24 protein-coding genes are annotated in these 24,879 nt (G+C 73.1%); 10 read left to right on the plus strand and 14 right to left on the minus strand.

What is annotated here, in order from left to right; all coding sequences use genetic code 11:
• Nucleotides 1-80: 80 nt before the first annotated feature.
• Nucleotides 81-1,052, minus strand: a complete 972-nt coding sequence (locus tag ACGFZN_RS21005) for an aldo/keto reductase (RefSeq protein WP_393859972.1) — start codon at nucleotides 1,050-1,052, stop codon at nucleotides 81-83.
• 147 nt (nucleotides 1,053-1,199) lie between these two features.
• Nucleotides 1,200-2,633 carry an argininosuccinate lyase gene (argH, locus tag ACGFZN_RS21010; protein WP_393859973.1) on the minus strand — a complete coding sequence of 478 codons (1,434 nt, stop codon included), beginning with the start codon at nucleotides 2,631-2,633 and terminating at the stop codon, nucleotides 1,200-1,202.
• Nucleotides 2,634-2,788: 155 nt separating this feature from the next.
• Here argH and ACGFZN_RS21015 point away from each other — a divergent pair, with 155 nt between their 5' ends.
• Both ACGFZN_RS21015 and ACGFZN_RS21020 read left to right on the plus strand, forming a co-directional pair.
• Nucleotides 2,789-3,376 (plus strand): pyridoxamine 5'-phosphate oxidase family protein, encoded by a 588-nt coding sequence (locus tag ACGFZN_RS21015; RefSeq protein WP_393859974.1) that lies wholly within the window; start codon nucleotides 2,789-2,791, stop codon nucleotides 3,374-3,376.
• 3 nt (nucleotides 3,377-3,379) lie between these two features.
• Entirely contained in the window at nucleotides 3,380-4,084 is a 705-nt protein-coding gene (locus ACGFZN_RS21020; RefSeq protein ID WP_393859975.1) for a L,D-transpeptidase, read from the plus strand.
• 31 nt (nucleotides 4,085-4,115) lie between these two features.
• Here ACGFZN_RS21020 and ACGFZN_RS21025 read toward each other — a convergent pair whose 3' ends face one another.
• The gene (locus tag ACGFZN_RS21025; RefSeq protein WP_393859976.1) at nucleotides 4,116-5,597 is read right to left on the minus strand and encodes a sensor histidine kinase; all 1,482 of its coding nucleotides are present in this window, start codon (nucleotides 5,595-5,597) and stop codon (nucleotides 4,116-4,118) included.
• On the minus strand, nucleotides 5,594-6,334 hold the full coding sequence (locus ACGFZN_RS21030; RefSeq protein ID WP_393859977.1) for a response regulator transcription factor: 741 nt from the start codon (nucleotides 6,332-6,334) through the stop codon (nucleotides 5,594-5,596). The genes ACGFZN_RS21025 and ACGFZN_RS21030 overlap by 4 nt, the downstream gene beginning before the upstream one ends.
• A gap of 209 nt (nucleotides 6,335-6,543) precedes the next feature.
• Here ACGFZN_RS21030 and ACGFZN_RS21035 point away from each other — a divergent pair, with 209 nt between their 5' ends.
• The 8 genes from ACGFZN_RS21035 to ACGFZN_RS21070 all read left to right on the plus strand — a co-directional run bounded on the left by ACGFZN_RS21035 (nucleotide 6,544) and on the right by ACGFZN_RS21070 (nucleotide 14,429).
• The gene (locus ACGFZN_RS21035) at nucleotides 6,544-7,896 is read left to right on the plus strand and encodes a ferric reductase-like transmembrane domain-containing protein (RefSeq protein ID WP_393859978.1); all 1,353 of its coding nucleotides are present in this window, start codon (nucleotides 6,544-6,546) and stop codon (nucleotides 7,894-7,896) included.
• 10 nt (nucleotides 7,897-7,906) lie between these two features.
• Nucleotides 7,907-8,398, plus strand: coding sequence for an FMN-binding protein (locus ACGFZN_RS21040; protein ID WP_393859979.1), 492 nt, complete (start codon nucleotides 7,907-7,909; stop codon nucleotides 8,396-8,398).
• A 72-nt stretch (nucleotides 8,399-8,470) separates the two neighbouring features.
• Nucleotides 8,471-9,853: a ferric reductase-like transmembrane domain-containing protein gene (locus ACGFZN_RS21045; protein WP_393859980.1), complete on the plus strand. Its 1,383-nt coding sequence runs from the start codon at nucleotides 8,471-8,473 to the stop codon at nucleotides 9,851-9,853.
• A gap of 17 nt (nucleotides 9,854-9,870) precedes the next feature.
• Complete coding sequence (locus ACGFZN_RS21050) at nucleotides 9,871-10,647, plus strand: FMN-binding protein (protein WP_393859981.1); 777 nt, start codon at nucleotides 9,871-9,873, stop codon at nucleotides 10,645-10,647.
• Complete coding sequence (locus ACGFZN_RS21055; protein WP_393859982.1) at nucleotides 10,640-11,443, plus strand: FAD:protein FMN transferase; 804 nt, start codon at nucleotides 10,640-10,642, stop codon at nucleotides 11,441-11,443. The genes ACGFZN_RS21050 and ACGFZN_RS21055 overlap by 8 nt, the downstream gene beginning before the upstream one ends.
• A gap of 81 nt (nucleotides 11,444-11,524) precedes the next feature.
• The gene (locus ACGFZN_RS21060) at nucleotides 11,525-11,695 is read left to right on the plus strand and encodes a hypothetical protein (protein WP_393859983.1); all 171 of its coding nucleotides are present in this window, start codon (nucleotides 11,525-11,527) and stop codon (nucleotides 11,693-11,695) included.
• A 74-nt stretch (nucleotides 11,696-11,769) separates the two neighbouring features.
• The gene (locus ACGFZN_RS21065; RefSeq protein ID WP_393859984.1) at nucleotides 11,770-13,584 is read left to right on the plus strand and encodes an ABC transporter ATP-binding protein; all 1,815 of its coding nucleotides are present in this window, start codon (nucleotides 11,770-11,772) and stop codon (nucleotides 13,582-13,584) included.
• A complete protein-coding gene (locus ACGFZN_RS21070; protein ID WP_393859985.1) occupies nucleotides 13,581-14,429 on the plus strand; it encodes a serine/threonine-protein kinase in 849 nt (282 codons plus the stop codon). The genes ACGFZN_RS21065 and ACGFZN_RS21070 overlap by 4 nt, the downstream gene beginning before the upstream one ends.
• A gap of 16 nt (nucleotides 14,430-14,445) precedes the next feature.
• Here the strand turns inward: ACGFZN_RS21070 and ACGFZN_RS21075 are convergent, their stop codons facing one another.
• The 10 genes from ACGFZN_RS21075 to ACGFZN_RS21120 form a co-directional block, all read right to left on the minus strand.
• Nucleotides 14,446-15,213: a hypothetical protein gene (locus tag ACGFZN_RS21075; RefSeq protein WP_393859986.1), complete on the minus strand. Its 768-nt coding sequence runs from the start codon at nucleotides 15,211-15,213 to the stop codon at nucleotides 14,446-14,448.
• Nucleotides 15,203-15,790 (minus strand): RNA polymerase sigma factor, encoded by a 588-nt coding sequence (locus tag ACGFZN_RS21080; protein ID WP_393859987.1) that lies wholly within the window; start codon nucleotides 15,788-15,790, stop codon nucleotides 15,203-15,205. The genes ACGFZN_RS21075 and ACGFZN_RS21080 overlap by 11 nt, the downstream gene beginning before the upstream one ends.
• A 109-nt stretch (nucleotides 15,791-15,899) precedes the next feature.
• The gene (locus ACGFZN_RS21085; protein ID WP_393859988.1) at nucleotides 15,900-16,445 is read right to left on the minus strand and encodes an arginine repressor; all 546 of its coding nucleotides are present in this window, start codon (nucleotides 16,443-16,445) and stop codon (nucleotides 15,900-15,902) included.
• Between the two features lie 7 nt (nucleotides 16,446-16,452).
• A complete protein-coding gene (locus ACGFZN_RS21090; protein ID WP_393859989.1) occupies nucleotides 16,453-17,658 on the minus strand; it encodes an acetylornithine transaminase in 1,206 nt (401 codons plus the stop codon).
• Complete coding sequence (gene argB / locus ACGFZN_RS21095; protein ID WP_393859990.1) at nucleotides 17,655-18,566, minus strand: acetylglutamate kinase; 912 nt, start codon at nucleotides 18,564-18,566, stop codon at nucleotides 17,655-17,657. The genes ACGFZN_RS21090 and argB overlap by 4 nt, the downstream gene beginning before the upstream one ends.
• A complete protein-coding gene (gene argJ, locus ACGFZN_RS21100; protein WP_393859991.1) occupies nucleotides 18,563-19,714 on the minus strand; it encodes a bifunctional glutamate N-acetyltransferase/amino-acid acetyltransferase ArgJ in 1,152 nt (383 codons plus the stop codon). Before argJ ends, argB begins: the two co-directional genes overlap by 4 nt.
• Nucleotides 19,711-20,739 carry an N-acetyl-gamma-glutamyl-phosphate reductase gene (argC, locus tag ACGFZN_RS21105; protein ID WP_393859992.1) on the minus strand — a complete coding sequence of 343 codons (1,029 nt, stop codon included), beginning with the start codon at nucleotides 20,737-20,739 and terminating at the stop codon, nucleotides 19,711-19,713. Before argC ends, argJ begins: the two co-directional genes overlap by 4 nt.
• Nucleotides 20,740-20,783: 44 nt before the next feature.
• Entirely contained in the window at nucleotides 20,784-21,161 is a 378-nt protein-coding gene (locus ACGFZN_RS21110; protein WP_393859993.1) for a GtrA family protein, read from the minus strand.
• Complete coding sequence (locus ACGFZN_RS21115) at nucleotides 21,161-22,111, minus strand: glycosyltransferase (protein WP_393859994.1); 951 nt, start codon at nucleotides 22,109-22,111, stop codon at nucleotides 21,161-21,163. The genes ACGFZN_RS21110 and ACGFZN_RS21115 overlap by 1 nt, the downstream gene beginning before the upstream one ends.
• A 23-nt stretch (nucleotides 22,112-22,134) precedes the next feature.
• Nucleotides 22,135-24,681: a YfhO family protein gene (locus tag ACGFZN_RS21120; RefSeq protein WP_393859995.1), complete on the minus strand. Its 2,547-nt coding sequence runs from the start codon at nucleotides 24,679-24,681 to the stop codon at nucleotides 22,135-22,137.
• Nucleotides 24,682-24,879: the final 198 nt, after the last annotated feature.

Here is a 24,879-nt window from a genome sequence, read left to right on the forward strand (position 1 = left end):
ACAACGATAGCTTGTATGAGACAGTCTTGTCTCATACTGGGCGTGTGCGACTCAGAGCTACCGGTCGGTGAGGTGTGTGATCAGTGCCAGGGCAGCCGGCCGCGCTGCTCCCAGTAGGCGTGCGGGTCCTCGGCGAGGCCGGCGAGGCGGGACAGCTGGTCCTCGTCGAGGTCGACGGCGGGGGCGTGGAGGTTGGAGGCGAGCTGGGCGGCCGTCGCCGCGCCGGAGAGGACCACGCCGGCCCAGGGCCGGGAGAGGACCCAGGCCAGGGCCACGGCGTCGCAGCCGAGGCCGGTCTCCTCGGCGACGGCCCTGAGCGCCTCCGGCGCGTGCGGCCCGGCCAGCCGGCCGTTGGCCATGCCCTCCTTGACGATCACGGTGAGCCCGGCGTCGTGCGCCTCGGCGAGCGCGGGCGCGGCGGAGGTCTCCAGCAGGTTGTACGTCGACTGCACGGTACGGAACAGCGGTTCGCCCCCGACGGTCACGGCGAGGGCGGCGCGGACGGCCTCGGCCTGCGCGGGACCACTGGTGGAGAAGCCGATGGTCAGCCCCTGTGCGGCGGCGTCGGCGAGCCGGGCGTGCAGTTCCTTGTCGGTGAGCGCGGGGCTGTCCGGGGTCACCGAGTGGATCTGGTAGAGGTCGAGGCGGTCGCCGAGCACGGCGTCGGTCTCGGCGCGCTGCCGCTCGTACGCCGCGAGACTGTGGTCCTTGACCTCGTGGGTGTCGGCGTCCGCCGACCAGCCGGCGGTGTAGGTGTAGCCCCATTTGCTGCCGACGACCACGTCGTCGATGTCGGGCCGGGCGTTCAGCCAGTCGGCGAGGAACTCCTCCGAACGGCCGTAGGAGCGGGCCGCGTCGACGTAGCGCACGCCCTGCGCGTAGGCGGCGTCGAGGAGTTCGTGGGTGCGGGCGCGCAGCGCGTCGACGCTGCGGTTGTCTCCGAGGTCCTTCTCGCGGTCCAGGTTGATGTAACCGGGGCGGCCGACGGCGGCGAGTCCGAGTCCGATGTGACAGGTGGGGGTCGTCGCTGTTGCCAGGCGGGCGAAGGGCATCGCGGGCTCCGTTCGGTCGGCTCCGGTACGGCTGGCGACCAACGTAACCCGCGACGACGCTCCGCTGCGGGAGCCGGGCGCCGGGGTACTCGGGGCATGGGTACAGCCCCGCGCCCCTTCGGGGCACGGGGACCCGGCCGTGCCGCGTCAGTTCCGCTTCTTCGCCTCCGCCCACGCGCGCTGGGCCGCCACGTCCGCCTTGACCTCGGCCAGCTGGACGGCGACCGCGCTGGGCGCCGTACCTCCGCGCCCGTCGCGGGAGGCCAGGGCGCCCGGCACGTTGAGGACGGAGCGCACCTCCGGGGTGAGGTGGGCGGAGATCTTCGCGAACTGCTCGTCCGTGAGGTCGTCCAGCTCCTTGCCCTCCGCCTCGGCGGCCTTGACGCACTCCCCCGCGACCTCGTGCGCCACGCGGAACGGCACGCCCTGCTTGACCAGCCACTCGGCGATGTCGGTGGCGAGCGAGAAGCCGGCCGGGGCCAGTTCCTCCATGCGCTCGCGGTTGACGGTGAGGGTCGCGATCATGCCGGTGAAGGCGGGCAGCAGCACCTCCAGCTGGTCGCAGGAGTCGAAGACCGGCTCCTTGTCCTCCTGCAGGTCGCGGTTGTAGGCGAGCGGCAGGGCCTTCAGCGTCGCCATCAGACCCGTCAGGTTGCCGATCAGGCGGCCCGACTTGCCGCGGGCCAGCTCGGCGATGTCCGGGTTCTTCTTCTGCGGCATGATCGACGAGCCGGTGGAGAACGCGTCGTGCAGGGTGACGAAGGAGAACTCCTTCGTGTTCCAGATGATGATCTCCTCGGCGATCCGGGAGACGTTCACGCCGATCATCGCGGTGATGAAGGCGAACTCGGCGACGAAGTCGCGGGAGGCCGTGCCGTCGATGGAGTTGCCGACGCTGCCGTGCTCGAAGCCGAGGTCCCGCGCGACCGCCTCCGGGTCCAGGCCGAGGGAGGAGCCGGCCAGCGCCCCGGAGCCGTACGGCGACACCGCGGTGCGCTCGTCCCACTGGCGCAGCCGCTCGGCGTCCCGGGACAGGGACTGCACGTGGGCGAGGACGTGGTGGGCGAACAGGACCGGCTGGGCGTGCTGGAGGTGGGTGCGGCCCGGCATCGCCACGTCCGGGTGGGCCTCGGCGAGGCCGATCAGGGCGTCCTGGAGGTCGGCGATCAGTCCGCCGATGATGCGGGCGTGGTCGCGCAGGTACATCCGGAACAGGGTCGCCACCTGGTCGTTCCTCGACCGGCCGGCCCGCAGCTTGCCGCCGAGGTCGGGGCCGAGGCGCTCCAGCAGGCCGCGCTCCAGGGCGGTGTGCACGTCCTCGTCGGCGATGGTGCCGACGAAGGCGCCGGACGCCACGTCGGCCTCCAACCGGTCCAGCCCGGCGATCATGCGCTGCAGCTCGTCCTCGGTGAGGAGGCCGGCCTTGTGCAGCACGCGCGCGTGGGCGCGCGAACCGGCGATGTCGTACGGCGCGAGCCGCCAGTCGAAGTGGACGGACGCGGACAGCTTCGCCAGGGCCTCGGCGGGACCGTCGGCGAAACGGCCGCCCCAGAGCCGTACGTCACCGCTGTTGCTGCTCACTTGGGCTGCTCCTAGGAAAGTGGGTTCTCACACTGCGCCTGCCGTTATGCATGATTATGCAGAGGTCTGCATTATTCGTCAATCAGCGGGGCCGGGCCCCGAAGGGCGGGCAAATACTTAGACAGTCGAAAGACTTGCGCGGATAATCAGCAGACATGGGAAAGACCTATGAGCGCATCGACGGCAGGCTCCGGACGTTCATCGAGGAGCAGCCCCTCTTCTTCACCGCGACCGCCCCGCTGTCCGGCGACGGCACGGTCAACCTCTCCCCCAAGGGCCTCAAGGGCTCCTTCGCCGTGCTCGACGAACGCACCGTGGCCTACCTGGACTTCGCGGGGTCCAACGCCGAGACCATCGCGCACCTCCGGGAGAACGGGCGGATCACCCTGATGTGGTGCGCCTTCCAGGGCCCGCCGAACATCGTGCGCGTGCACGGCCGGGGCGAGCCCGTCTTCCGGGACGACCCGCGCTTCAAGGACCTGCTCGGCCGTTTCCCCGACAGCGACCCGAGCGCGCACGGGCTGCGCGCGATCATCGTCGTCCATGCGGAGCTGATCCGCGACACCTGCGGGTACGCCGTCCCCTACATGGCGTACGAGGCCGACCGCGACCTGCACGGAAAGCGTTTCGCACGGGAGGACGACGCCTCCCTGAACGCGTACTTCGAGAAGAAGGAGCACGTGGCGACGAGCCTGGACGGACTACCCGGGCTGCCGCTCCCCCTGCCTCCGTCTACCGTCTGAGCCATGCGCCCCGGTGTCGTCCTGACCCTCGTGTCCGTCTCCTCGCTCGCCCTGCTCGGCCTCACCCCGGATGCCGGGCCGGGCCCGCTGCCCGCGCGGATGGCCGACACCGGTGGCGGCCGCCAGCTGATCACCGCGCAGGCGGCGCGCACCGACTCCACGTCCGGGACGCTCACGTGGTGGGACCTCCGGGACGGCCGGTGGGTGGCGGCCGGGACGGCTCCGGCGCGGTTCGGAGCGAACGGACTGGCCGAGGGCGGCTCGCGGACCCAGGGCACGAACACCACGCCGACCGGTCTGTACGGCCTTCCGTTCGCCTTCGGGACCAAGGCGGCGCCGAGCGGGACGAGGGTCGCCTATCGCGCGGTGAAGGACGGTTCGTGGTGGTGCCAGGACAACGACTCGGCTTCGTACAACCGGTGGGTCGAGCCGTTGCCGCGGGACTGCCGTGCGTCCGAGTCCGAACACCTCGTCTCCTACCCGACGCAGTACGCGTACGCCCTCGTCATCGGCTTCAACTACGACCGGCCGGTGCGCGGGCGCGGCGCCGGGATCTTCCTCCATGTGAACGGCAAGGCGGCGACCGCCGGTTGCGTGTCGGTGCCCGAGGACGCGATGCGGCGGATCCTCCAGTGGGCCGAGCCGGAGAAGCGGCCGCACATCGCCATCGGGACCGTGGACGGGGTCACGGCCGTCACCCGGTACTGAGGGCGGTACCCGGGGGCGTGCCCGGGCCGGCTCAGCGGGGCAGGCGCACCGTGAACGTCGTGGAGCCGGGCCGGCTCTCCAGTCCCACCGTCCCCCCGTGCGCCTCCGCCACCGCCGCCACGATCGACAGCCCCAGGCCCGCGCCCGCGCCGGAGGCGTTCGGGTGGCGGCGGTGTTCCGCCCGGGTGAAGCGTTCGAAGACGCCGGCCCTGACCTCTTCCGGGACGCCGGGGCCGTCGTCGTGCACCCGGAGGACGGCCGAACCGGCGTCCGCCTCCAGGATGACCGTCACCTTCGTGCCCCCGGGCGTGTGCGAACGCGCGTTGGCCAGCAGGTTGGCCAGCACCTGCTGGAGGCGGTGGGCGTCGCCGGGGACCGTGACCGGGTCCTCGGGCAGGTCCAGGGTCCAGCGGTGGTCGGGGCCCGTCGCGCGGGCGTCGGTGACCGCGTCCAGGACCAGGCGGGTCAGGTCGACCGGCTCGCGTTCCAGCGGGCGGCCGGCGTCGAGGCGGGCCAGCAGGAGCAGGTCGTCGACCATCTCCCCCATGCGGGCGGACTCGGCCGTGATGCGCCGCAGCGCCCGGGTCACCTCCGGCGGCACCGGGCCCGGGTGGAGGAGGGCCAGTTCGGCGTGGCCCCGGACCGAGGCGACCGGGGTGCGCAGCTCGTGGCTGGCGTCGGCGGCGAAGCGGCGCAGCCGCTCCTCGCTGGCGTGGCGTTTGGTCAGGGCGTCCTCGACATGGCCCAGCATGCGGTTGAAGGCGGCCGCCACCCGGCCCACCTCGGTGCCCGGGTCGGGATCCGGAGCGCGCGGCGGCAGCGCCACCTCCCCGCTGGCCAGCGGCAGCTCGCTGACCCGGGTGGCGGTGGCGGCGACCCGGCTCAGCGGGCGCAGCGACCAGCGGACCCAGAGGGCGCCGGCCACCCCCGTCACCACCAGGGCCGCCCCGAAGACGATCGCGGCGACCGCCTCCAGCCGGTGGACCGCGGTCTCGACGGGTTCCAGCGGCAGCCCGACCAGCAGCACGTCCCCGTCCCGGCCGGCGGAGGCGACGACGCGGTAGTCGTGCAGGGAGGACAGCTCGACGGTGTGCGGCCGGCCGTCGACCGGGACCCGGGCCAGCCGGGCCGCGTCCCGCGCCGTCAGGTCGACGTTCAGGTCCGCCCCCAGGTCGCCGGAGCGGATGAGGCCCTTGTTGGTGACCGTGCCGTCGAGCAGGCGGGCGCCGAAGGTGCCGGTGGCCATGCGGCGGGTGTCGCCCTTCTCGTCCCCGTCGTGGTCGTCGGGCAGCATGCCGTTGTGTTCGAGGCTCTCCGGGAAGCGGGTGCCGACCTGGGCGAGCTGCTCGTCCAGGCGCTGGGTGAGGAAGCCGTTCAGCTCCACGACGGCCGCGAGGCCCACGGCGGCGCAGCTCACCGCGAGGAGCACCACGAGGCCGAAGGTGAGGCGGGCGCGCAGCGTGCGGGGCCGGGGCAGCCGGGCGAGGCGGTCGCGGACGTCCGGACGGCTCACGTCGTCACCGGTTTCAGCACGTACCCCGCCCCGCGCACGGTGTGGATCATGGGTGCGCGGCCCGCGTCGACCTTCTTGCGCAGGTAGGAGATGTACAGCTCCACGACATGGGCCCGGCCGCCGAAGTCGTAGGACCACACCCGGTCGAGGATCTGCGCCTTGCTGAGCACCCGGCGCGGGTTGCGCATGAGGAAGCGCAGGAGTTCGAACTCGGTGGGCGACAGCTCGATCAGCTCGCCGGCCCGGGTGACCTCGCGGGCCTCCTCGTCCATGACCAGGTCGCCGACCGTCAGCCGCGGGCCCTCCTCCTGCTGGCGGGCCATGCCGGCCCGGCGCAGCAGGCCGCGCAGCCGGGCCACGACCTCCTCCAGGCTGAACGGCTTGGTGACGTAGTCGTCGCCGCCGGCCGTGATCCCCGCGATCCGGTCCTCCACCGCGTCCCGGGCCGTGAGGAAGAGCACGCAGACGTCCGGCTTCACCTCGCGCAGCCGGCGCAGCACGGCGAAGCCGTCGGTGTCCGGGAGCATCACGTCCAGGACCACGGCGTCGGGCAGCAGCTCGCGCGCGCCGTCGAGGGCCGAGGCGCCGTCGCCGGCCGCGCGCACCTGCCAGCCCTCGTAGCGCAGGGCTCCGGTGAGCACCTCGGCGAGGTCGGGGTCGTCGTCGACGACGAGGACGCGCACGGGGGTGCCGTCGGGTCGGGTGAGGGCCGGTCGGCCGGAACGGGTCGTGTTCATCGCGCCTACCAGCATCACCCAGGTGGCGGGGTGCGGCGTACCGCCCGCCCTCTGAGTTTTCTCTGAGTACGCTCCCCGGCCCGCTGAACACCGGCTGAGAACCAGCTCTGAGTCTGCTCTCAAAGCCCCTGGTCAGGGCGTTGTTCAGAGGTGGCTCAGAGCTTCGCCGCGCACAGTGGCCCGGTACGACGACGAAGGGACGGCGATCGATGACCACCGTGGATGCGGGGCGGGCGGCCCCGCCGGTGCCCGTGACCGCACGGCGCTCCCCCGCGGCGCCCGTGCTGGCCGTGCTGTGGGCCGGGGCGGCCGCCGTGGTCGCCCTGTGGTGGGCGGACACCGCCTCCGTGACCGGCACGGCCGGCTGGCTGACCGGCGCCGGGCGGATGGCCGGGCTGCTGTGCGGATACGCCTGCGCGGTGCTGGTCGGCCTGATGGCGCGGGTGCCGCTGCTGGAGCGGCGGATCGGCTCGGACCGGGTGGCCCGCTGGCACGCGATGGCCGGCCGGTACACGGTCTGCCTGCTGCTCGCGCACATCGTGCTGATCCTCACCGGGTACGCCGCCCAGGACCGGGCCTCGCTGTGGCACGAGGCGGTGACGGTCGTCCTGGACTACCCGGACATGCTCAAGGCCACCGCCGGCACGGTGATCCTCCTCGCGGTCGGCGTCACCTCGGCGCGGGCGGTGCGCCGCCGCACCAGCCACGAGTTCTGGTACTACGTCCACCTGCTGACGTACGCGGCGGTGTTCCTGGCCTTCTTCCACCAGCTGACGCTGGGGAACGAGTTCAACGGCAAGCCCGTCGCGACCGCCGCCTGGTACGCGCTCTACCTGGGCGTCGCCGCCCTGGTGCTCTGGTACCGGATCCTCACCCCGGTCCGCCTCAACCGGCGCCACCGGCTGCGGGTGGACTCCGTCCACCAGGAGGCGCCCGGCGTGTACTCGATCGTCGTGCGCGGGCGGCACCTGGACGAGCTGGGGGCACGGCCGGGGCAGTTCTTCCGCTGGCGGTTCCTCGGCCAGGGACTGGGCTGGACGTCGACGCCGTACTCCCTGTCCGCGCCGCCACGCCCGGACACGATGCGCATCACGGTCAAGGCGCTCGGCGACCACAGCGCGGCCGTCGCCCTGCTGCGGCCCGGCACCCGGGTGTGGGCGGAGGGCCCCTACGGCTCGCTGACCGCCGACCGCGCCACCAGCCACCACTGTCTGCTCATCGCGGCCGGCGTCGGCATCACCCCGCTGCGGGCGCTGTTCGAGACCCTGCCCGGCGAGGTCACCCTGCTGTACCGGGCGCGGGGCGCCGAGGACCTGGCGCTCGGCGGGGAACTGGAGGCGATCGCCCGCTGGCGCGGCGCCCAGGTGCTGTACGCGCTGAACGGTCCCCGGGGCGAGCGCCCCCGCATCACGGCGGAGTCGCTGCGCGCGACCTTCCCCGGCATCGCCGGCCACGACGTCTACATCTGCGGGCCGCACGGCTTCGCCCGCGACGTGTACGAGGCGCTGCGGGCGGCCGGGGTCCCGGACCGCCGTATCCACCACGAGTCGTTCGAGCTGTGAGGTAGTCCCCGTGCACGCGTTGAAGAAGAACCGCCCCCTGCGCCGTATCGTGCTCGCGAGCGCCGCCACCGTCTCCGGCATGGTGCTGCTGCTGTCGCTGAAGCCGCACACGAGCCCCGTGCTGGCCACGTCCGAGACCAAGTCGCCCACGATGTCGAGCAGTTCGGCACCGTCCAGCGGGTCCGGCTCGTCGAGCGGCTCCTCCTCCGGCTCGAAGAGCGGCGTCTCCAAGACCGCCACCGGCGACACCGTGCAGACCCGCTGGGGCCCGGTCCAGGTGCGGGTGACGATCAAGAGCGGCAAGCTCACGGACGTGACGGCCGTGCAGTACCCGCAGGACAACCCGCGCGACCAGGAGATCAACAGCTACGCGCTGCCCCAGCTGCGGCGCGAGGCGCTGGCGGCGCAGAGCGCGGACATCGACATGGTGTCCGGCGCCACCTACACCAGCACCGGCTACCAGCAGTCCCTGCAGTCCGCACTCGACTCCGCGGGGCTGTGAGCGGGCACGCTGAACACCGAGCGCGTCCGGCGCGTATCTGAGGGCCAAGGGTCAAGTCCCCACGGAGGAACCGTGACCACCACGCTCGCAGGCGGCCGTGCCGCCCGCCGCCAGACGATGCGCCGCATCCGCCCGCGCCGCAGCCCGGCCGTACCGCTGCTGCTCGCCGTCTGGGCGGGCGCGGCGGCCGTGCTGTGGCTCTGGTGGCACAACACCCCCTCCATCGCCGACGACACCGGCAGGATCCTCAACGCGGGCCGGATCACCGGCCTGCTGGCCGGCTATCTGATGGCGCTGGTCGTGCTCCAGATGGCGCGCGTGCCCGCGCTGGAGCGGCGGGTCGGCTCGGACCGGGTGGCCCGCTGGCACGCGATGAGCGGCCGCTACACCCTGTCCCTGATCGCGGCGCACGTCTTCCTCACCATGTGGGGGTACGCGCGGCAGGCGGGCAAGTCGCTCGGCGACATCGTCCAGCAGACGATGGACTCCATCGACCAGCTGCCGGACCTGGGCAAGGCGGCCGTCGGCACCGGCCTGTTCGTGCTGATCGGGCTCACCTCCGCCGGCGCGGTCCGCCGCCGGATGCCGTACGACACCTGGTACCACGTGCACCTGATGACGTACGCGGCCGTGTTCCTGACCTTCTGGCACCAGATCACCACCGGCAACGACTTCGCGGTCGAACCCGTGGCGAAGACCTTCTGGTACGGCCTGTACGGCGCCGTCACCGCGCTGGTGCTGTGGTACCGCATCCTCACCCCGATCCGGCTGAACCTGCGGCACCGGATGCGGGTGGAGGCCGTCATCGAGGAGACGCCGGGCATCGTGTCCGTGCTGATCGGCGGGCGCAGGCTGCACCGGATGGGCGCGGAGGCGGGCCAGTTCTTCCGCTGGCGGTTCCTCGCGCCGGGCATGCGGTTCAGCTCGCACCCCTACTCGCTGTCGGCGGCGCCCCGCCCGGACATGCTGCGGATCACCGTGAAGGCGATCGGCGACCACAGCGCGCGGCTGCGCGAGCTGACGCCCGGCACCCGGGTGTGGGCGGAGGGGCCGTACGGCGCGCTCACCGCGCAGCGCCGCAGCCGGGGCAAGGTGCTGCTGGTCGCGGGCGGGGTCGGCATCACCCCGATGCGGGCGCTGTTCGAGACGCTGCCCGGCGCGGCCGGTGACATCACCCTGCTGTACCGGGCCAACAGCACCCAGGATCTGGCACTCTGGGACGAGCTGGCGAAGATCGCCGACGAGCGGGGCGCCCGGCTGATGTACGCGGTGAACAGCCCCGACGGCGAGCGGCCGGACATCTCCGCGGAGAACCTGCAGCGGAAGATCCCGGACATCGACCGCCACGACGTCTTCATGTGCGGCCCGCCCGGGTTCGCGCAGTCGGTGTACGAGGCACTGCGCGGCGCGGGGGTCCCCGCCCGCCGCATCCATCACGAGTCGTTCGAGATGTGAGCGGGAGCTACGGACAGATGAGGAAGAGCCACCCCATTCGGCGGGTCGTGCTGGCCACCGCCGCGACCGTCTCCGGTGTCGTGCTGCTGCTGTCGCTGAAGCCGGCGTCCGGTCCTGCCGCCGCGTCGGCGGCCGGCGCCGCGCCGCAGCAGACCGTCGCGGGGCAGCAGGCCCCGCAGGGCGGGTCGCAGGCGGCGGGGGCGGGTTCCGGCACGGTGACCGGTGACGCGACGCAGACGCAGTACGGGACCGTGCAGGTGCGGATCACCGTCGCCGGCGGGAGGATCACCAAGGCGGAGGCCGTCCAGGCCCCCAAAGGCGGGCTCAGCGACCAGAAGACCGCGATGGCCGTGCCCAGGCTGAACCAGGAGGCCGTCGCGGCGCAGAGCGCGCGGATCGACGCGGTGTCGGGGGCGACGTACACGAGCGACGGATACAAGAAGTCGCTGCAGTCGGCGCTGGACCGGATGAAGCCGGCGGGTTCCGGCTCTTCGGGCGCCGGCTCCTCCGGTGCGGCGCAGGCCCGTACGGTCACCGGGAAGGTGGCGCAGACCCAGTACGGGCCGGTCCAGGTGCGGATCACCGTCGCCGGCGGGAAGATCACCAAGGCGGAGGCCGTCCAGGCCCCCAAGGGCGGGCTCAGCGACCAGAAGACCGCGATGGCCGTGCCCAAACTCAACCAGGAGGCCGTCGCGGCCGGCACCGCGCACATCGACGCCGTCTCCGGCGCCACCTACACCAGCACCGGCTACCGGCAGTCCCTCCAGTCGGCGCTGGACCAGGCCGGTGGCTGACACGGTGACCGAGCCGGCCGACGCTCCCGCCGCGGTGCGTCACGCGGAGGAGGTCATGGGGACCGTCTTCTCCTTCGACGTCCGCGGCGGGGAAGGCGGCGCCGTGCGGCAGGCGCTGGCCGAGGCCGTCGCCGGGCTGCACCGCGCGGACGCGGTCTTCAGCACCTACCGCGAGGACAGCGAGGTCTCGCGGCTGGTACGGGGTGAGCTGACCGTCGCGGACTGCTCGCCCGAGGTGGCCGAGGTGCTGGAACTGGCCGACGAGGCGGAGCGGGTGAGCGAGGGCTGGTTCAGCCCCCGCTACCGCGGCTCGCTGGACCCCACCGGCATCGTCAAGGGCTGGGCCGCCGAGCGGGCGGCGCGGCTGCTGGCGGAGGTGCCCGGGGTGTGCGGGGTGAGCGTCAACGGGGGTGGGGACGTGCAGCTGCTCGGGTCGCCGGAGCCGCAGCGGCCGTGGCGCGTGGGAGTGGCCGATCCGCTGCGGCCGGGCGGTCTGGCGGCGGTGATCTCCGCGGCGGGTCTGGCGGAGCTGTCGGTGGCGACCTCGGGCACGGCCGAGCGGGGCGCGCACATCGTGGATCCGCGCACGGGCAGGTCGGCGGTGTCGGACCTGGTCGCGGTGACGGTCGTGGGACCCCGGCTCACCTGGGCCGACTGCTGGGCCACGGCGGCGTTCGCGATGGGGTCGCGGGCGGGGCTGGCCTGGCTGGAGTCGCTGCCCGGCGTGGAGGCCCTGCTGATCACGGCCGGGGACGAGGTGCGCTGCACCGGGGGGCTGGCCGCGCGACTGGGCTGACCCGCGCCTTTTTCCGCTGAAGGCCATCCCATTTCCGTCCTGGGACGTATCCCGTGTGCACTGAGTTTCAGGAGGAGCGCTATGGCCATCTTCAGCAGTCTGCTGCCCGCCAAGCGCCGCGACCGCGACGACACCTCGCGTCACTTCGGCACGCGGCACGGCCACCGGCACGGGCACCGGCACAGCGGCGGTCACCGCCACGACGACTTCGGCCGTCACGACCACGGCGACCACGACCACCACGGATACTGATCGCGCACGGAGGCGGAGCGGACCGGGGACCGCCAGGCCCCGGTCCGCTCCGCCGATCCCCGAGGGACCCTCCCATGGCGCATGTCCTGCGGCGTCTGCTGTCGGTCGCGGAGGCGTCCGACGGCGTCGTGGCGGCCGCGCCACCGGTGCCGCCGCGCGCGGTGTTCCGGCGGTTCTGGCCCTATACGCGCGGCGGCCGGCGCTGGCTGGCGCCCGTCGTCGTCTTCAGCCTGCTCGGCCCGGCCGTGGACGCCGTCGAGCTGTGGCTGTTCAAGACCGTGGTGGACGCGGTCCTCGTCCCCCGCGACCTGCGGCCCTTCGTGTGGATCGCACCGGCCTATCTGGGTCTCGTCCTCTTCTCCGGCGTCCTGCGCTTCGCCGACGACATGATCTCGACGTGGGTCGGCGAACGCTTCCTGCTGTCGCTGCGCTGCGACGTCTTCCGGCATGTCCAGGGGCTGTCGCTCGGCTTCTTCGAGCGCCGCCGGCTCGGCGACGTGCTCTCCCGCGTCACCGGTGACGTCGACGCGGTGGAGACGTTCCTGCTCTCGGGGGTCGCGGACGCCCTGTACTACGTGATCCGCCTGGCCCTCTTCCTCGGCCTGCTGTTCTACCTGCGCTGGGACCTGACCCTGCTGGCACTGGTGATCGTGCCCCTGTTCTGGGGCGCCGCCCGGCACTTCTCGCGGCTGATCAAGGCGGCGTCCCGGGAGCGCAGGCGGCGCAGCGGCTCGCTCAGCGCGGTCGCCGAGGAGGTGCTGGGCAATGTGGCGCTGGTGCAGGCGTACAACCGGCAGGGCTGGGAGGAGCGCCGGTTCGAGCGGGAGGGCGTCGGCAGGTTCCGGGCGGTGATGGCCTCCGCGCGGATCCGGGCCGTCTACACCCCGGTCGTCGAGATCATCGAGGTGACCGGGGGTCTCGCGGTGACGGGCCTGGGCACCTGGAAACTGGCGCAGGGTCAGCTCACGCTGGGCGGGCTGCTGGTCTTCCTCGCCCTGATCGGCAAGCTGTACGGCCCGGTGCACGGCCTGTCCGGGCTCGGCACCGCCTTCTACGCGGCCTCCGCCTCGGCCGAACGGATCATCGAGCTGCTGGACCAGCGGCCGCAGGTCCGCGAGCGGGCGGACGCCCGGCGGACCGGGCGGGTGCGGGGCGCGCTGGAGTTCGACGGCGTCTGGTTCCGCTACCCCGGCGCCCCCTCCTGGGCACTGTCGGGAGTGTCCTTCCGGGTGGCCCCGGGCGAGACGCTGGCGCTGGTCGGCGCCAGCGGGGCCGGCAAGTCGACCGTCGCCAAGCTGCAGTTGCGGTTCTACGACCCCGACCGGGGAGCGGTCCGGCTCGACGGGACCGATCTGCGGGAGCTGCGCCTGTCCGACGTGCGGGAGGGCGTCGCCGTGGTGCTCCAGGAGACGCTCGTCTTCCACGGCACCGTGCGGGAGAACATCGCCTACGGCCGGCCGGGGGCGAGCGAGGCGGACATCCTCGCGGCGGCCCGCGCGGCGGACGCCCACGAGTTCATCGAGCGGCTCCCGGAGGGCTACGACACGCTCGTCGGCCAGCGCGGCCGCACGCTGTCCGGCGGGCAGTGCCAGCGCCTGGCGATCGCGCGCGCGATGATCAGGGACGCGCCGGTGCTGCTGCTGGACGAGCCGACCACCGGGCTCGACATGCGATCGGGCCGGCGGATCATGGAACCGCTGCGCCGGCTCATGGCCGGCCGGACGACCGTCGTCATCTCCCACAACCTGCTGACCGTCCGCGACGCCACCCGGATCGTGGTGCTCGACCGCGGCCGGGTCGTCGAGCACGGCGCCCCGGACGACCTGCTGCGCCGAGAGGGCGCGTACGCCCGGCTGCACCGGCTGAGCACGGGCACGGTGCTGTCATGACCGTCCCCGCGCCCCCGGCCCTGGCACCGGGCGCGCGCCCGGCTCCCGGGTACGCGATCCTGGCCCATCTGACCCGCACCGGCTGGCTCGACGTGTACGACGCGTGGAGCGAGGAGCGGGCCTGCCGCTGCGTGATCAAGGTCGTGCGGCCGGATCTGCGCGGCGAGGAGGGGCTGGGCGCGCGGCTGCTGCGGGAGGGCCGGTGGCTGCGGGAGTTCACCCATCCGCACCTGGTGCGCGGCTACGAGACCCTGGAGCGGCCCGAGCCGCTCGTCGTCCTGGAGACGCTGACCGGTGAGACGCTGTCCCATCTGGTGCACCGCCTGAGGCGCCGGCCGGCCGCGGCCGATGTGGCGCTGCTCGGCGTGCAGTTGTGTTCCGCCGTCCACTACCTCCACGGCCGGGGCCTGCTGCATCTGGACCTCAAACCGTCCAACGTGGTGGTGGAGCGCGGTCACGCCAAGGTGCTGGACCTGAGCGTGGCCCGGCCGCCGGGACGCGCGCCCGCCGGGGTGGGCACGTGCGGCTACCGGGCTCCGGAGCAGACGCGCGGCGGGCCGCTCACGGCGGCCGCCGACGTGTGGGGCATCGGGGTCACGCTCTTCGAGGTGGCGTGCGGCGGGCCGCCGTTCGACCACGGGGAGACGGCCGGCGACAGCGGCGACGCCACGGACGGCGGGTGCCCCGGGGCGGCGCGGACGGCCCCACCGGTCGCGTCCCGGCGGCGGCTGCCGCGGCCGCTCGCCGCCGCCGTGGACGCGTGTCTGCGGCCGGACCCGTCGGCGCGGCCCACGGTCGCCGAGCTGACCGCGGCCCTGGAGCCGGCACTGCCGCCGGAGCCCTGAGCGCCGGCGGCCGCCCTCACGCCTCGGACTGGACCACCTGGCCTTTGTGCAGCTGGGCCGTGGCGAGGACGGTGCCGTCGGGAGCGGTCAGCCGGGCGCCGGTGAGGGTCGACAGGTCGCCCGGAGCGGCCACGCCCCACTGGCCGCGCCCACCGGTCAGCGGGAAGTCGCCGACCCGCACGGAGGTGCCGTCGGAGTGCTCCAGGAGACAGATGACCCTGCCGGTGTACGAGTGGCGCGGCCCGGCGAGGGCGACGGACACGAACACCCAGCCGGGGCTTCCGGGATGGGCGTAGACCTCGCCTGCGGCCTGCCCGCCGTGCCCGGCCGACGTCATGTCGCCGACCATCATCGGCTCGGACACGACGGCGGGCGCGGTGGAGGCGATGACCGCCTCCACGGCGGTGCCGACCCCCCACCCGGCGAAGCCGACGGCGACGGTGACCGCGGCGAGGACGGCCGCGAACCGCAGCCTGGCCCGGCGGGCCCGCCCGCGCAGCCCCCGGGCCGCGCGAGCCGCGGCGCCTTCCCGGCCCTCCTGCGCCGACGCCTGCTCGGCCAGCCTGCGCGCCGCCCGGGTCTCGAACCCGGCCGGCGGGTCGGCGTCCGGCAGCAGGCCGATCAGCCGGTCGCCGACCAGGGTGAGCCTGCGGACGTACTCCCGGCAGTCCGCGCACCGGTCCAGGTGGGCGATCGCCTCCGCGCGCTCGCGGCCGGGCAGCACGCCCAGCGCCAGCTCGGCGCCGATCTCCCGCAGCTTCTCGCAGCCGGCGTCACTCGACATGGTCGCCTCGCTTCGGGGACGCGAGCGTGGTGCGCAGTTTCGCCATGGCCGACCTGATCCTGGTCTTGGCGGTCCCGAGCGGGATCTCCTCGGTGTCGGCGATCTGCTGGGCCGTCATGCCGTAGATGCCCGCCATCACCAGGGCCCGGGCCTGTTCCCGGGGCAGCCGGGCCACGGCGGCCCGCAGCTCGGCGGAGGCCTCGTCGGCCAGCGCCCACTGCTCGGGGGTCTCGGTGACGACGCCGATGAGGGCGTCGACGTCCTCGGGGGCCATCGGCGGGCTCCGCCGGGCCCGGACGGCGTCGACGGCGAGGTTGTGCGCGATGGTCGTCAGCCAGGTGGCGACCGAGCCGCGGCGGGAGTCGTAGATCTGGGCGTGCCGCCACGCCCGCTCGAACGTCGACTGGGCGACGTCCTCGGCGAGTTGCTCGTCGCCGGTGACGGCCATGGCGACGCCGAAGACCCGGCGCTGGAATCTGCGGACGAAGACAGCCGCCAGTTCCGGGTCCCCGGTGGCCAGCCCGGCCAGCAGGGCCTCGTCCGGGAGACGGCCCTCGGGGAACCGGAGACCCGACACACTTCTGTATACGGACGACGGCCGCCAGGGGATTGCCCGCCCACCTGCCCGCCCGCCGCGGAAGATCACATTCCCATTCTGCGCCGACGGGCGGGGCGCCGCATGCGGGCTAGTGGCCGTTCTGCGCCAGGCGCAGCAGGTGGTCCGCGAGGGCCTGCCCGCCGCTCGGGTCCCGGCTGATCAGCAGCAGCGTGTCGTCGCCGGCGATGGTGCCGAGGATGTCGTGCAGCTCGGCCTGGTCGATGGCGGAGGCCAGGAACTGGGCGGCGCCCGGCGGGGTGCGCAGGACCACGAGGTTGGCGGAGGCCTCCGCGGAGATCAGCAGCTCCTGGGAGAGCCGCCGCATCCGCTCCTCCTTCGCCGACTCCCCCAGCGGCGCGCGGGGGGTGCGGAAGCCGCCCTCGCTCGGCACCGCGTAGATCAGCTCGCCGTCGGTGTTGCGGATCTTCACCGCGTTCAGCTCGTCGAGGTCCCGGGAGAGCGTCGCCTGGGTGACGCTCAGCCCGTCGTCGGCGAGCAGCTTCGCCAGCTGGCTCTGCGACCGCACCGGCTGCCGGTTGAGGATGTCCACGATCCGGCGGTGCCGCGCGGTACGCGTCTGCGGCACGGCGGGCCCGTTGCCGGCCGCGTGCTCGTGGTCCTGCGCCTGGCTCATCGTCGTCCTATTCTCCGGATCGTCCGTCCCCATCCACTGGGTTCGCTGCGTCGAGGATGCCGGGCAGCGCCTGCAGGAAGGCACCCACCTCGGCGTCCGTGATGTTCAGCGGCGGCATGAGCCGTACGACGTCGGGGGCGGGCGCGTTCACCAGGAACCCGGCCTCCTGGGCCGCCGCCTGCGCCTGCTGCGCGTGCGGCCCGGTGAGCACGATACCCAGGAGCAGGCCGGCGCCTCGCACGGAATCGATCAACGGGTGGCCGAGGCCCTCGATTCCCTCGCGCAGCTTCTCGCCCTGCCGCTTGACGTTCTCCAGCAGTCCCTCGCCCTCGATGGTGTCGAGGACGGCGAGCCCGGCGGCGCAGGCGACCGGGTTGCCGCCGAAGGTCGTGCCGTGCTGGCCCGGCCGGAGCAGGTCGGCGGCCCGGCCGAAGGCCACGGTGGCGCCGAGCGGCAGTCCGCCGCCGAGCTGCTTGGCGAGGGTGACGACATCGGGGAGCACGCCCTCGTGCGCCTGGTACTCGAACCAGGTCCCGGTGCGGCCGATGCCGGTCTGCACCTCGTCCAGGACCAGCAGGGCGCCGGTGGCGGCGGTGATGGCGCGGGCGGCCTTGAGATAGCCGGCCGGCGGCACCACGACGCCGTTCTCGCCCTGGATCGGCTCGATGATCACCAAGGCGGTCTCCTCGGTGACCGCCGCCGCGAGCGCCTGGGCGTCCCCGTAGGGCACGTGGGTGACATCGGCGGGCAGCGGCCGGAAGGGTTCCTGCTTGGCGGGCTGGCCGGTGAGCGCGAGGGCGCCCATCGTACGGCCGTGGAAGCCGCCGGCGGTGGCGACCATGCGGGTGCGCCCGGTGAGCCGGCCGATCTTGAAGGCGGCCTCGTTGGCCTCGGCGCCGGAGTTGCAGAAGAAGACCCTGCCCTCGCGGCCGAAGAGCGTCAGCAGCCGCTCGGCGAGGGCGACGGTGGGCTCGGCCATGAAGAAGTTGGAGATGTGGCCGAGCCGGCCGATCTGCTCGGTGACGGCCGCGACGACCGCCGGGTGGGCGTGGCCGAGGGCGTTGGTGGCGATGCCGCCGACGAGGTCGAGGTACTCCCGGCCCTCGGCGTCCCACACCTTCACGCCCTCCCCGCGCACGAGGGGCAGGCGCGGGGTGCCGTAGTTGTTCATGAGCGCGCCCTGCCAGCGCTCGGTCAGCTCCTGGTTGCTCATGACTCCCCCTGTTCGACCGGAATGCCGTCGGGCACGACCATCGTGCCGATGCCTTCGTCCGTGAAGATCTCCAGCAGGATCGAGTGCTGGACCCGGCCGTCGATGACGCGGGCGGTGTGCACGCCGTTGCGCACGGCGTACAGGCAGCCCTCCATCTTCGGCACCATGCCGGAGCTCAGCTCCGGCAGCAGCTTCTCCAGTTGGGAAGCGGTGAGGCGGCTGATCACCTCGTCGGAGTTCGGCCAGTCCTCGTAGAGGCCCTCGACGTCGGTGAGGACCATGAGGGTTTCGGCGCCCAGTGCCGCAGCGAGTGCCGCAGCCGCCGTATCAGCATTGACGTTGTAGACATGGTGGTCGTCCTGGGAGCGGGCGATCGACGAGACGACCGGGATGCGGCCGTCCGCCAGCAGGGCCTCGATGGCGCCGGTGTCGATGCCGGTGATCTCGCCGACCCGGCCGATGTCGACCAGTTCGCCGTCGATCTCGGGCTGGTGCTTGGTGGCGGTGATGGTGTGGGCGTCCTCGCCGGTCAGGCCGACGGCGAGCGGGCCGTGCTGGTTGAGCAGGCCGACGAGCTCGCGCTGCACCTGCCCGGCGAGCACCATCCGTACGACGTCCATGGCGTCCTCGGTGGTGACGCGCAGGCCCGCCTTGAACTCGCTGACGATGCCGTGCTTGTCGAGGGCGGCGCTGATCTGCGGGCCGCCGCCGTGGACGACGACCGGCTTGAGGCCGGCGTGCCGCAGGAAGACGACGTCCTGGGCGAAGGCGGCCTTCAGCTCCTCGTTCACCATGGCGTTGCCGCCGAACTTGATGACGACGATCTTGCCGTGGTGCCGCGTCAGCCAGGGCAGCGCCTCGATGAGGATCTGGGCCTTCGGCAGGGCCGTGTGCTTGCGAGTGCTCATGAGGAGTAGGCGCTGTTCTCGTGGACGTAGTCGGCGGTGAGGTCGTTGGTCCAGATCGTCGCGGTCTCGGTCCCGGCGGCCAGGTCGGCGACGATGTGCACCTCGCGGTAGCGCATGTCGACCTTCTCGCGGTCCTCGCCGACCGAGCCGTTCTTGCACACCCAGACGCCGTTGATGGCGACGTTCAGCCGGTCCGGCTCGAAGACGGCGGAGGTGGTGCCGATCGCGGAGAGCACCCGGCCCCAGTTGGGGTCCTCGCCGTGGATGGCGCACTTCAGGAGGTTGTTGCGGGCGATGGAGCGGCCCACCTCGACGGCGTCCGCCTCGCTCGCGGCGTTGATCACCTCGACCTTGATGTCCTTGCTGGCGCCCTCGGCGTCACGGATCAGCTGCTGGCCGAGGTCGTCGCAGACCTGCCGTACGGCGTCCGCGAACTCCGCGTACTCGGGGGTGACACCGGCGGCGCCGGAGGCCAGCAGCAGCACGGTGTCGTTGGTGGACATGCAGCCGTCGGAGTCGACGCGGTCGAAGGTGACCCGGGTGGCGGCGCGCAGCGCCCTGTCCAGGGTGGCGTTGTCGAGGTCGGCGTCGGTGGTGAGGACGACCAGCATGGTGGCGAGACCGGGCGCGAGCATGCCGGCGCCCTTGGCCATGCCGCCGACGGTCCAGCCGTCCTTGGTGACGACCGAGGTCTTGTGGACGGTGTCGGTGGTCTTGATGGCGATGGCGGCCTTCTCGCCGCCGTGCTCGGACAGGGCGGCGGCGGCCGTCTCGACGCCGTCGAGGACCTTGTCCATGGGCAGCAGGACGCCGATGAGGCCGGTGGAGCAGACGGCGACCTCGACGGCGCCCCGGCCGAGCACCTCGGCGGCCTTCTCGGCGGTGGCGTGGGTGTCCCGGAAGCCCTTGGGGCCGGTGCAGGCGTTGGCGCCGCCCGAGTTGAGGACGACGGCCGACACCTGACCGCTCTTGATCACCTGCTCCGACCACAGCACCGGCGCGGCCTTCACGCGGTTGGAGGTGAAGACGCCCGCGGCGGCACGGCGCGGCCCGTTGTTGACCACGAGGGCCAGGTCGGGGTTGCCGTTCTCCTTGATCCCGGCGGCGATGCCCGCCGCCGTGAACCCCTTGGCTGCCGTGACGCTCACGGTGCGACTCCGATCGTGGAAAGCCCGGTGGTCTCCGGGAGACCCAGGGCGATGTTCATGCTCTGGACGGCACCGCCGGCGGTGCCCTTGGTCAGGTTGTCGATGGCGCTGATGGCGATGATGCGGCCCACGGACTCGTCGTACGCGACCTGCACCTGAACGGCGTTGGAACCGTGGACGGACGCCGTCGCGGGCCACTGGCCCTCGGGGAGCAGGTGGACGAAGGGCTCGTCGGCGTAGGCCTTCTCGTAGGCGGCGCGGACGGAGTCCGCCGTCACCCCCTCGACGGCGGACGCGCTGCACGTGGCGAGGATCCCGCGGGGCATCGGCGCGAGGGTCGGCGTGAAGGAGACGCGCACGCTCCGTCCCGCCACCCCGCTGAGGTTCTGGATCATCTCCGGGGTGTGCCGGTGGCCGCCGCCGACGCCGTACGGCGACATGGAGCCCATGACCTCGCTGCCCAGCAGATGCGGCTTGGGTGCCTTGCCCGCGCCGGAGGTGCCGGACGCGGCGACGATCACCGCCTCCGGCCCGGCGAGCGCGGCGGCGTAGGCCGGGAACAGGGCGAGGGTGACCGCGGTCGGGTAGCAACCGGGCACCGCGATGCGCTTGGACCCCTCCAGCGCGGCGCGGGCGCCCGGCAGTTCGGGGAGGCCGTAGGGCCAGGTGCCGGCGTGCTCGGAGCCGTAGAACCGCTCCCAGTCGGCCGGGTCCTTCAGCCGGAAGTCGGCGCCCATGTCGACCACGAGGACGTCGGGGCCGAGCTGCTCGGCGACGGCGGCGGACTGCCCGTGCGGCAGCGCGAGGAAGACCACGTCGTGCCCGGCGAGCACCTCGGCCGTGGTCTCGGTGAGCACCCGGTCGGCCAGCGGCAGCAGGTGCGGCTGGAGCGCGCCGAGCCGCTGACCGGCGTTGGAGTTCGCGGTCAGGGCACCGATCTCGACCTCGGGGTGTGCGAGGAGCAGGCGCAGGACCTCGCCGCCCGCGTATCCGCTCGCTCCGGCCACCGCCGCACGTACCGCCATGTCACCCTCCTCTGGATGGCATGACTATACGTTTCGCTGCACTTTTATGCAACGGTGTCGGGGCCGGGCAGCATGATGCGGCGGGAGAGCAGGAAGGTCACCGGGATCGCGGCGGCCGAGGCGAGGAGCGGGGCGAAGCGGCTCCCCGCGTGCAGGACGTCCACGATCACGTACACCCCGGCCGTGGTGATGAGGAAATTCGTGAGGTTGGTCAGGGGGAACAGCAGGAATTTCCGCCAGGTGGGCCGCGTCCGGTAGGTGAAGCGCGCGTTCAGGAAGAAAGAACCGACCATGCTCAGCAGAAATGCCAGGACGTGCGCGGCCAGATAGGGAAGGAATGCCAGGAACAGCAGATACAGACCGTAATAGGTGGCGGTGTTGACTCCGCCGACGACGGCGAAGACGGCCATCTGTCTCGACATCAGGGGATGAGGTCCTTCGCCCGTTCGACGTTGGTCGCCTGCACCACGAAGTGCGGGCGGCCCTTCACCTCGTAGTAGATGCGGCCGGTGTACTCCCCGATCACCCCCAGCATGACCATCTGCACGCCCGCGAGGGCGGTCACGGCGGTGATGATGGTGACGTAGCCGGGCGTCCGGACGCCGTGGAGCAGGGCGGCGCCGACGATCCAGGCCGTGTAGAGGCCCGCGCAGCCCAGCAGGACCATGCCGAGCCAGAGGGCGGCGCGCAGCGGGCGGTTGTTGAAGGACAGCAGTCCGTCGATGCCGTAGTTGAGCAGGCCGCGCAGGCTCCAGGAGCTGCGGCCGGCCTCGCGGGCGGCGTTCTCGTACGCGAAGGCGGTGCTCGGGAAGCCCACCCAGGCGAACAGGCCCTTGGAGAAGCGGTTGTACTCGGTCAGGGCCAGCACGGCGTCCACCACGCGGCGCGACAGCAGCCGGAAGTCGCCCGCGCCGTCGACGAGTTCGACGTCGACCAGGCGGTTGACGAGCCGGTAGTAAAGGCGCGCGGTCAGGGTCCGGGCCAGGCCGTCGCCGGTGCGGGTGCGCCGGGCGATGACCTGGTCGTGGCCCTCCTCGCGCAGCCGGACCATCCGCCGGATCAGTTCGGGCGGGTGCTGGAGGTCGGCGTCCATGACGACCACCGCGTCGCCGGAGGCGTGCCTGAGGCCGGCGAGCAGGGCGGCCTCCTTGCCGAAGTTGCGGCTGAAGGAGACGTAGCGCACCCGTGCGTCGCGCTCGGCGAGGCGTTCGAGGACGGCGAGCGTGCGGTCGCGGCTGCCGTCGTCCACGTACACGAACTCCATGTCGTGGCCGAGCGGCAGCAGTTCCTCGGCGACGGCCTGGGTCCTGTCGTGGAACCGTTCCAGGACGGCTTCCTCGTTGTAGCAGGGCGCGACGATCGATATCAGCATGGCGGGTTCCCCCAGAGGCGCGGTCAGGGTGCGGTGGTCACGCGCTCGCGTGGTGGTGTGCCGGCGGGCGGCGCGGGGACGCGCCGGCGGCGGACGGCGGTGAGGGCGGTGAGCGGGGCGAGTACCGTGAGCGAGGCGAGTGAGACGGTCGTGCCCAGCCGCAGGCCGGGCGGATGGAAGGTGCAGGTCAGGCTGGTGGAGCGGCCGTCGAGCGGGACGGCGATCAGCCCGTGGTAGGCGCCGGCGGGGCGGACCGCGCCGTCGCCGGTGGCGCACCGCCAGCCGGCGATGCGCGGTGCCGCGACGACCGCGATGCCCTTGCTGCCGGCGGGCAGCCGGGCCCGGAGGGTGCCGCCGGAGACGCTCACCCCGGTGGCGCCGGTGGCCTTCAGACGCGCGGCGGCCGCGTCCAGCCGGGCGGTGTCCAGGCAGCCGACCGCGCCGGGCGGGATGCGGCCGGGCCGGTCCGGCGTCAGCTCGATCCGCACCCGTCCCAAGGCCGGTGCGGCGCCGAGCGGCGCCATGGCGGCCCGGCTGCGCCCGTAGGTGGACCGGAACGGGACGCCGGTGCCGCTTCCCGCGAGCCGCGCGGTGCCGGAGAAGTGCGGCGCCCACAGCTCGACCTGGGTCCCGGCCGGGCAGCGGGCGGTGATCACGGGCCCGGTCAGGGCGTTTCCGGAGCCCACGTAGCGGCTCCTCACCGGTTTGCCGGAGTCGTCGTACACGGCGATGCGGGGCACGGTGTAGACCCGGCTGCCCAGCAGCAGTTCCTGGTTGCGGTACGGCGACGGTCCGAACGGGGTGTCGTCGGGCGCGCTCCGCACGGTCACCAGGGGCGGCACGTCGCGCCGGGTGACGGTGATCCGGTCGCTTCCCGGGGCCTGGGTTCCCCCCTGGTGCGGGTCCGGCGGGTCGTGCAGCCGGGCGCCGACGGAGAAGAGGACGTCGGTGACGGGGTTGTCGAGGCTCTGCACGCTGCGGCCGCGCGAGCTCCAGCCGCCGCCGAGCGCGGTGAGGGTGCGGCTGAGGACGTCGGAGGTGAGGCTGCTGTAGTACTGGGCGCCCTGGCCGCCGACCAGCAGCGGGTCGTTGCCGACGGTCTGCTCGCGGCCGGGGTCGGTGCGGTAACGGGGCCAGCCGTCGTTCTCGGCGATCACCGCGGCCTGCCGCTGCTGCCGCCCGCCCCAGGGCGCGTAGTCGTCCAGGTGCTTCAGGCGCAGCCCGGCGGCGACGGCGGAGGTGGCGGCGCTCTCCCCGACCTGCGCCCCGAGGAGGAGTACGACGGCGGCTCCGGCCAGTCGGGTGCGCGGCCCGGCGCGGCCCAGCAGGACGAGCCCGGTCAGAGTGCCGGCGACGGCGAGCAGCAGCACCGGCCAGGTGTGCGGCCGTACCAGCGCGCTGCGGCTCGCCACCGCGGTGAGGACGGCGAGCAGCGCGGTCGCGGCGCCGAGGGCGCGCCCGTCGGGCGGGCCGTACGCCAGGGCGTGCCAGGCGGCGATCACCAGCAGCCCGCACAGGACGAAGGCCTGCCGGTAGGAGCTGCCCTGCGGGGTGGCGAAGGCGTGCCAGGCCAGGCTGGTGGGCGCCCACTGCAGGGACACGGCGACCAGGAGCACCAGCGCGGTCCAGCCCGCGCGGACCGGGGCGGGCACCGCGCGGTGGAAGGGCAGGGCGAGGGCGAGCACCAGGGCGGTGACGCCGACGTAGAGGGCCGGGGAGCCGAAGCCGTACGTCGCCGGCAGCAGCCGGGCGAGCAGGTCCTCGCCCGGCACGGGGGTGAACGGCCGTACGCGGCCGGGGTAGGCGTGCCGGGTGCCGAAGTAGACCACCGCGACGAGCGGGGCGGCCAGGCCTGTGCCGAGGGCGGCGGTGAGGGCGGCGCGGCCGGCCGCCGCGAGCGCCTGCCGGCGGGGCGGGCGGGCGAGCAGCAGGCGCAGGGCGAGGACGAGCCCGGCGCCGAGAGTGGCCATGTAGGCGGTGTAGAAGTCGGCGGTCCAGGCGAGGGCGACGACCAGGACGCCGAGGAGCGGCCGGCGCCCCGCGAGCGCCCACTCGCCGGCCAGGCACAGCAGCGGCAGGGCGATCAGGCCGTCGAGCCACATCGGGTTGTAGTCGGCGTCGGCCAGGGTCCAGCCGCACAGCGCGTACGAGGCGCCGAGCAGGCCCGCCGCCCACCAGCGGCCGGGCCGCAGGGCGAGCAGCAGACAGGCCATGGCGGCCGCGGCGCAGGCGATCTTCAGGGCGGTGACGGCGTAGACGGCTAGGTCGATCCGGTCCCTGGGGAAGACGGCGACGAGCAGCGCGAAGGGACTGCCGAGGTAGGTGCCGAGGTCGGGCAGGAAGCTGGAGCCGTAGCCGGACTGCCAGTTGACGAGGAGGCCGCCGTCGGCGCGGCCGTGCAGCAGGTCCCACAGGTGGGCGTGGAAGGGCACGTACTGGTTGCCGAGGTCGTTGACGCTGCGGGTGCGGGGGCCGAAGGGGTAACTGCGGGCGAGGACGTCCCCGGCGCAGAACGCGGTGACGGCGACGGCCGCGCCGAGCAGCGCGGCGGCGCGCCCCGGACGGGACATCGGATTTCCACCCGGTCTCATCGCCCCTGTGCCCCCCACGTATACATGTCCCTTTATTTCGCCGACGTAGACGGCCCGGATTTCCCGTTGGTTGTGCGCTCACCGAAAAGTGAAGCGCCGTCCTCCGAATACGGAAAACACCGGATGAATTCGATGACGTTCCGGGAAATCTCCGATTTACGGGAGGTGTTTTTACGG

Origin of the sequence: Streptomyces sp. NPDC048192 (genome assembly GCF_043202415.1) — a bacterium.
Taxonomy (GTDB): Bacteria; Actinomycetota; Actinomycetes; order Streptomycetales; family Streptomycetaceae; genus Streptomyces.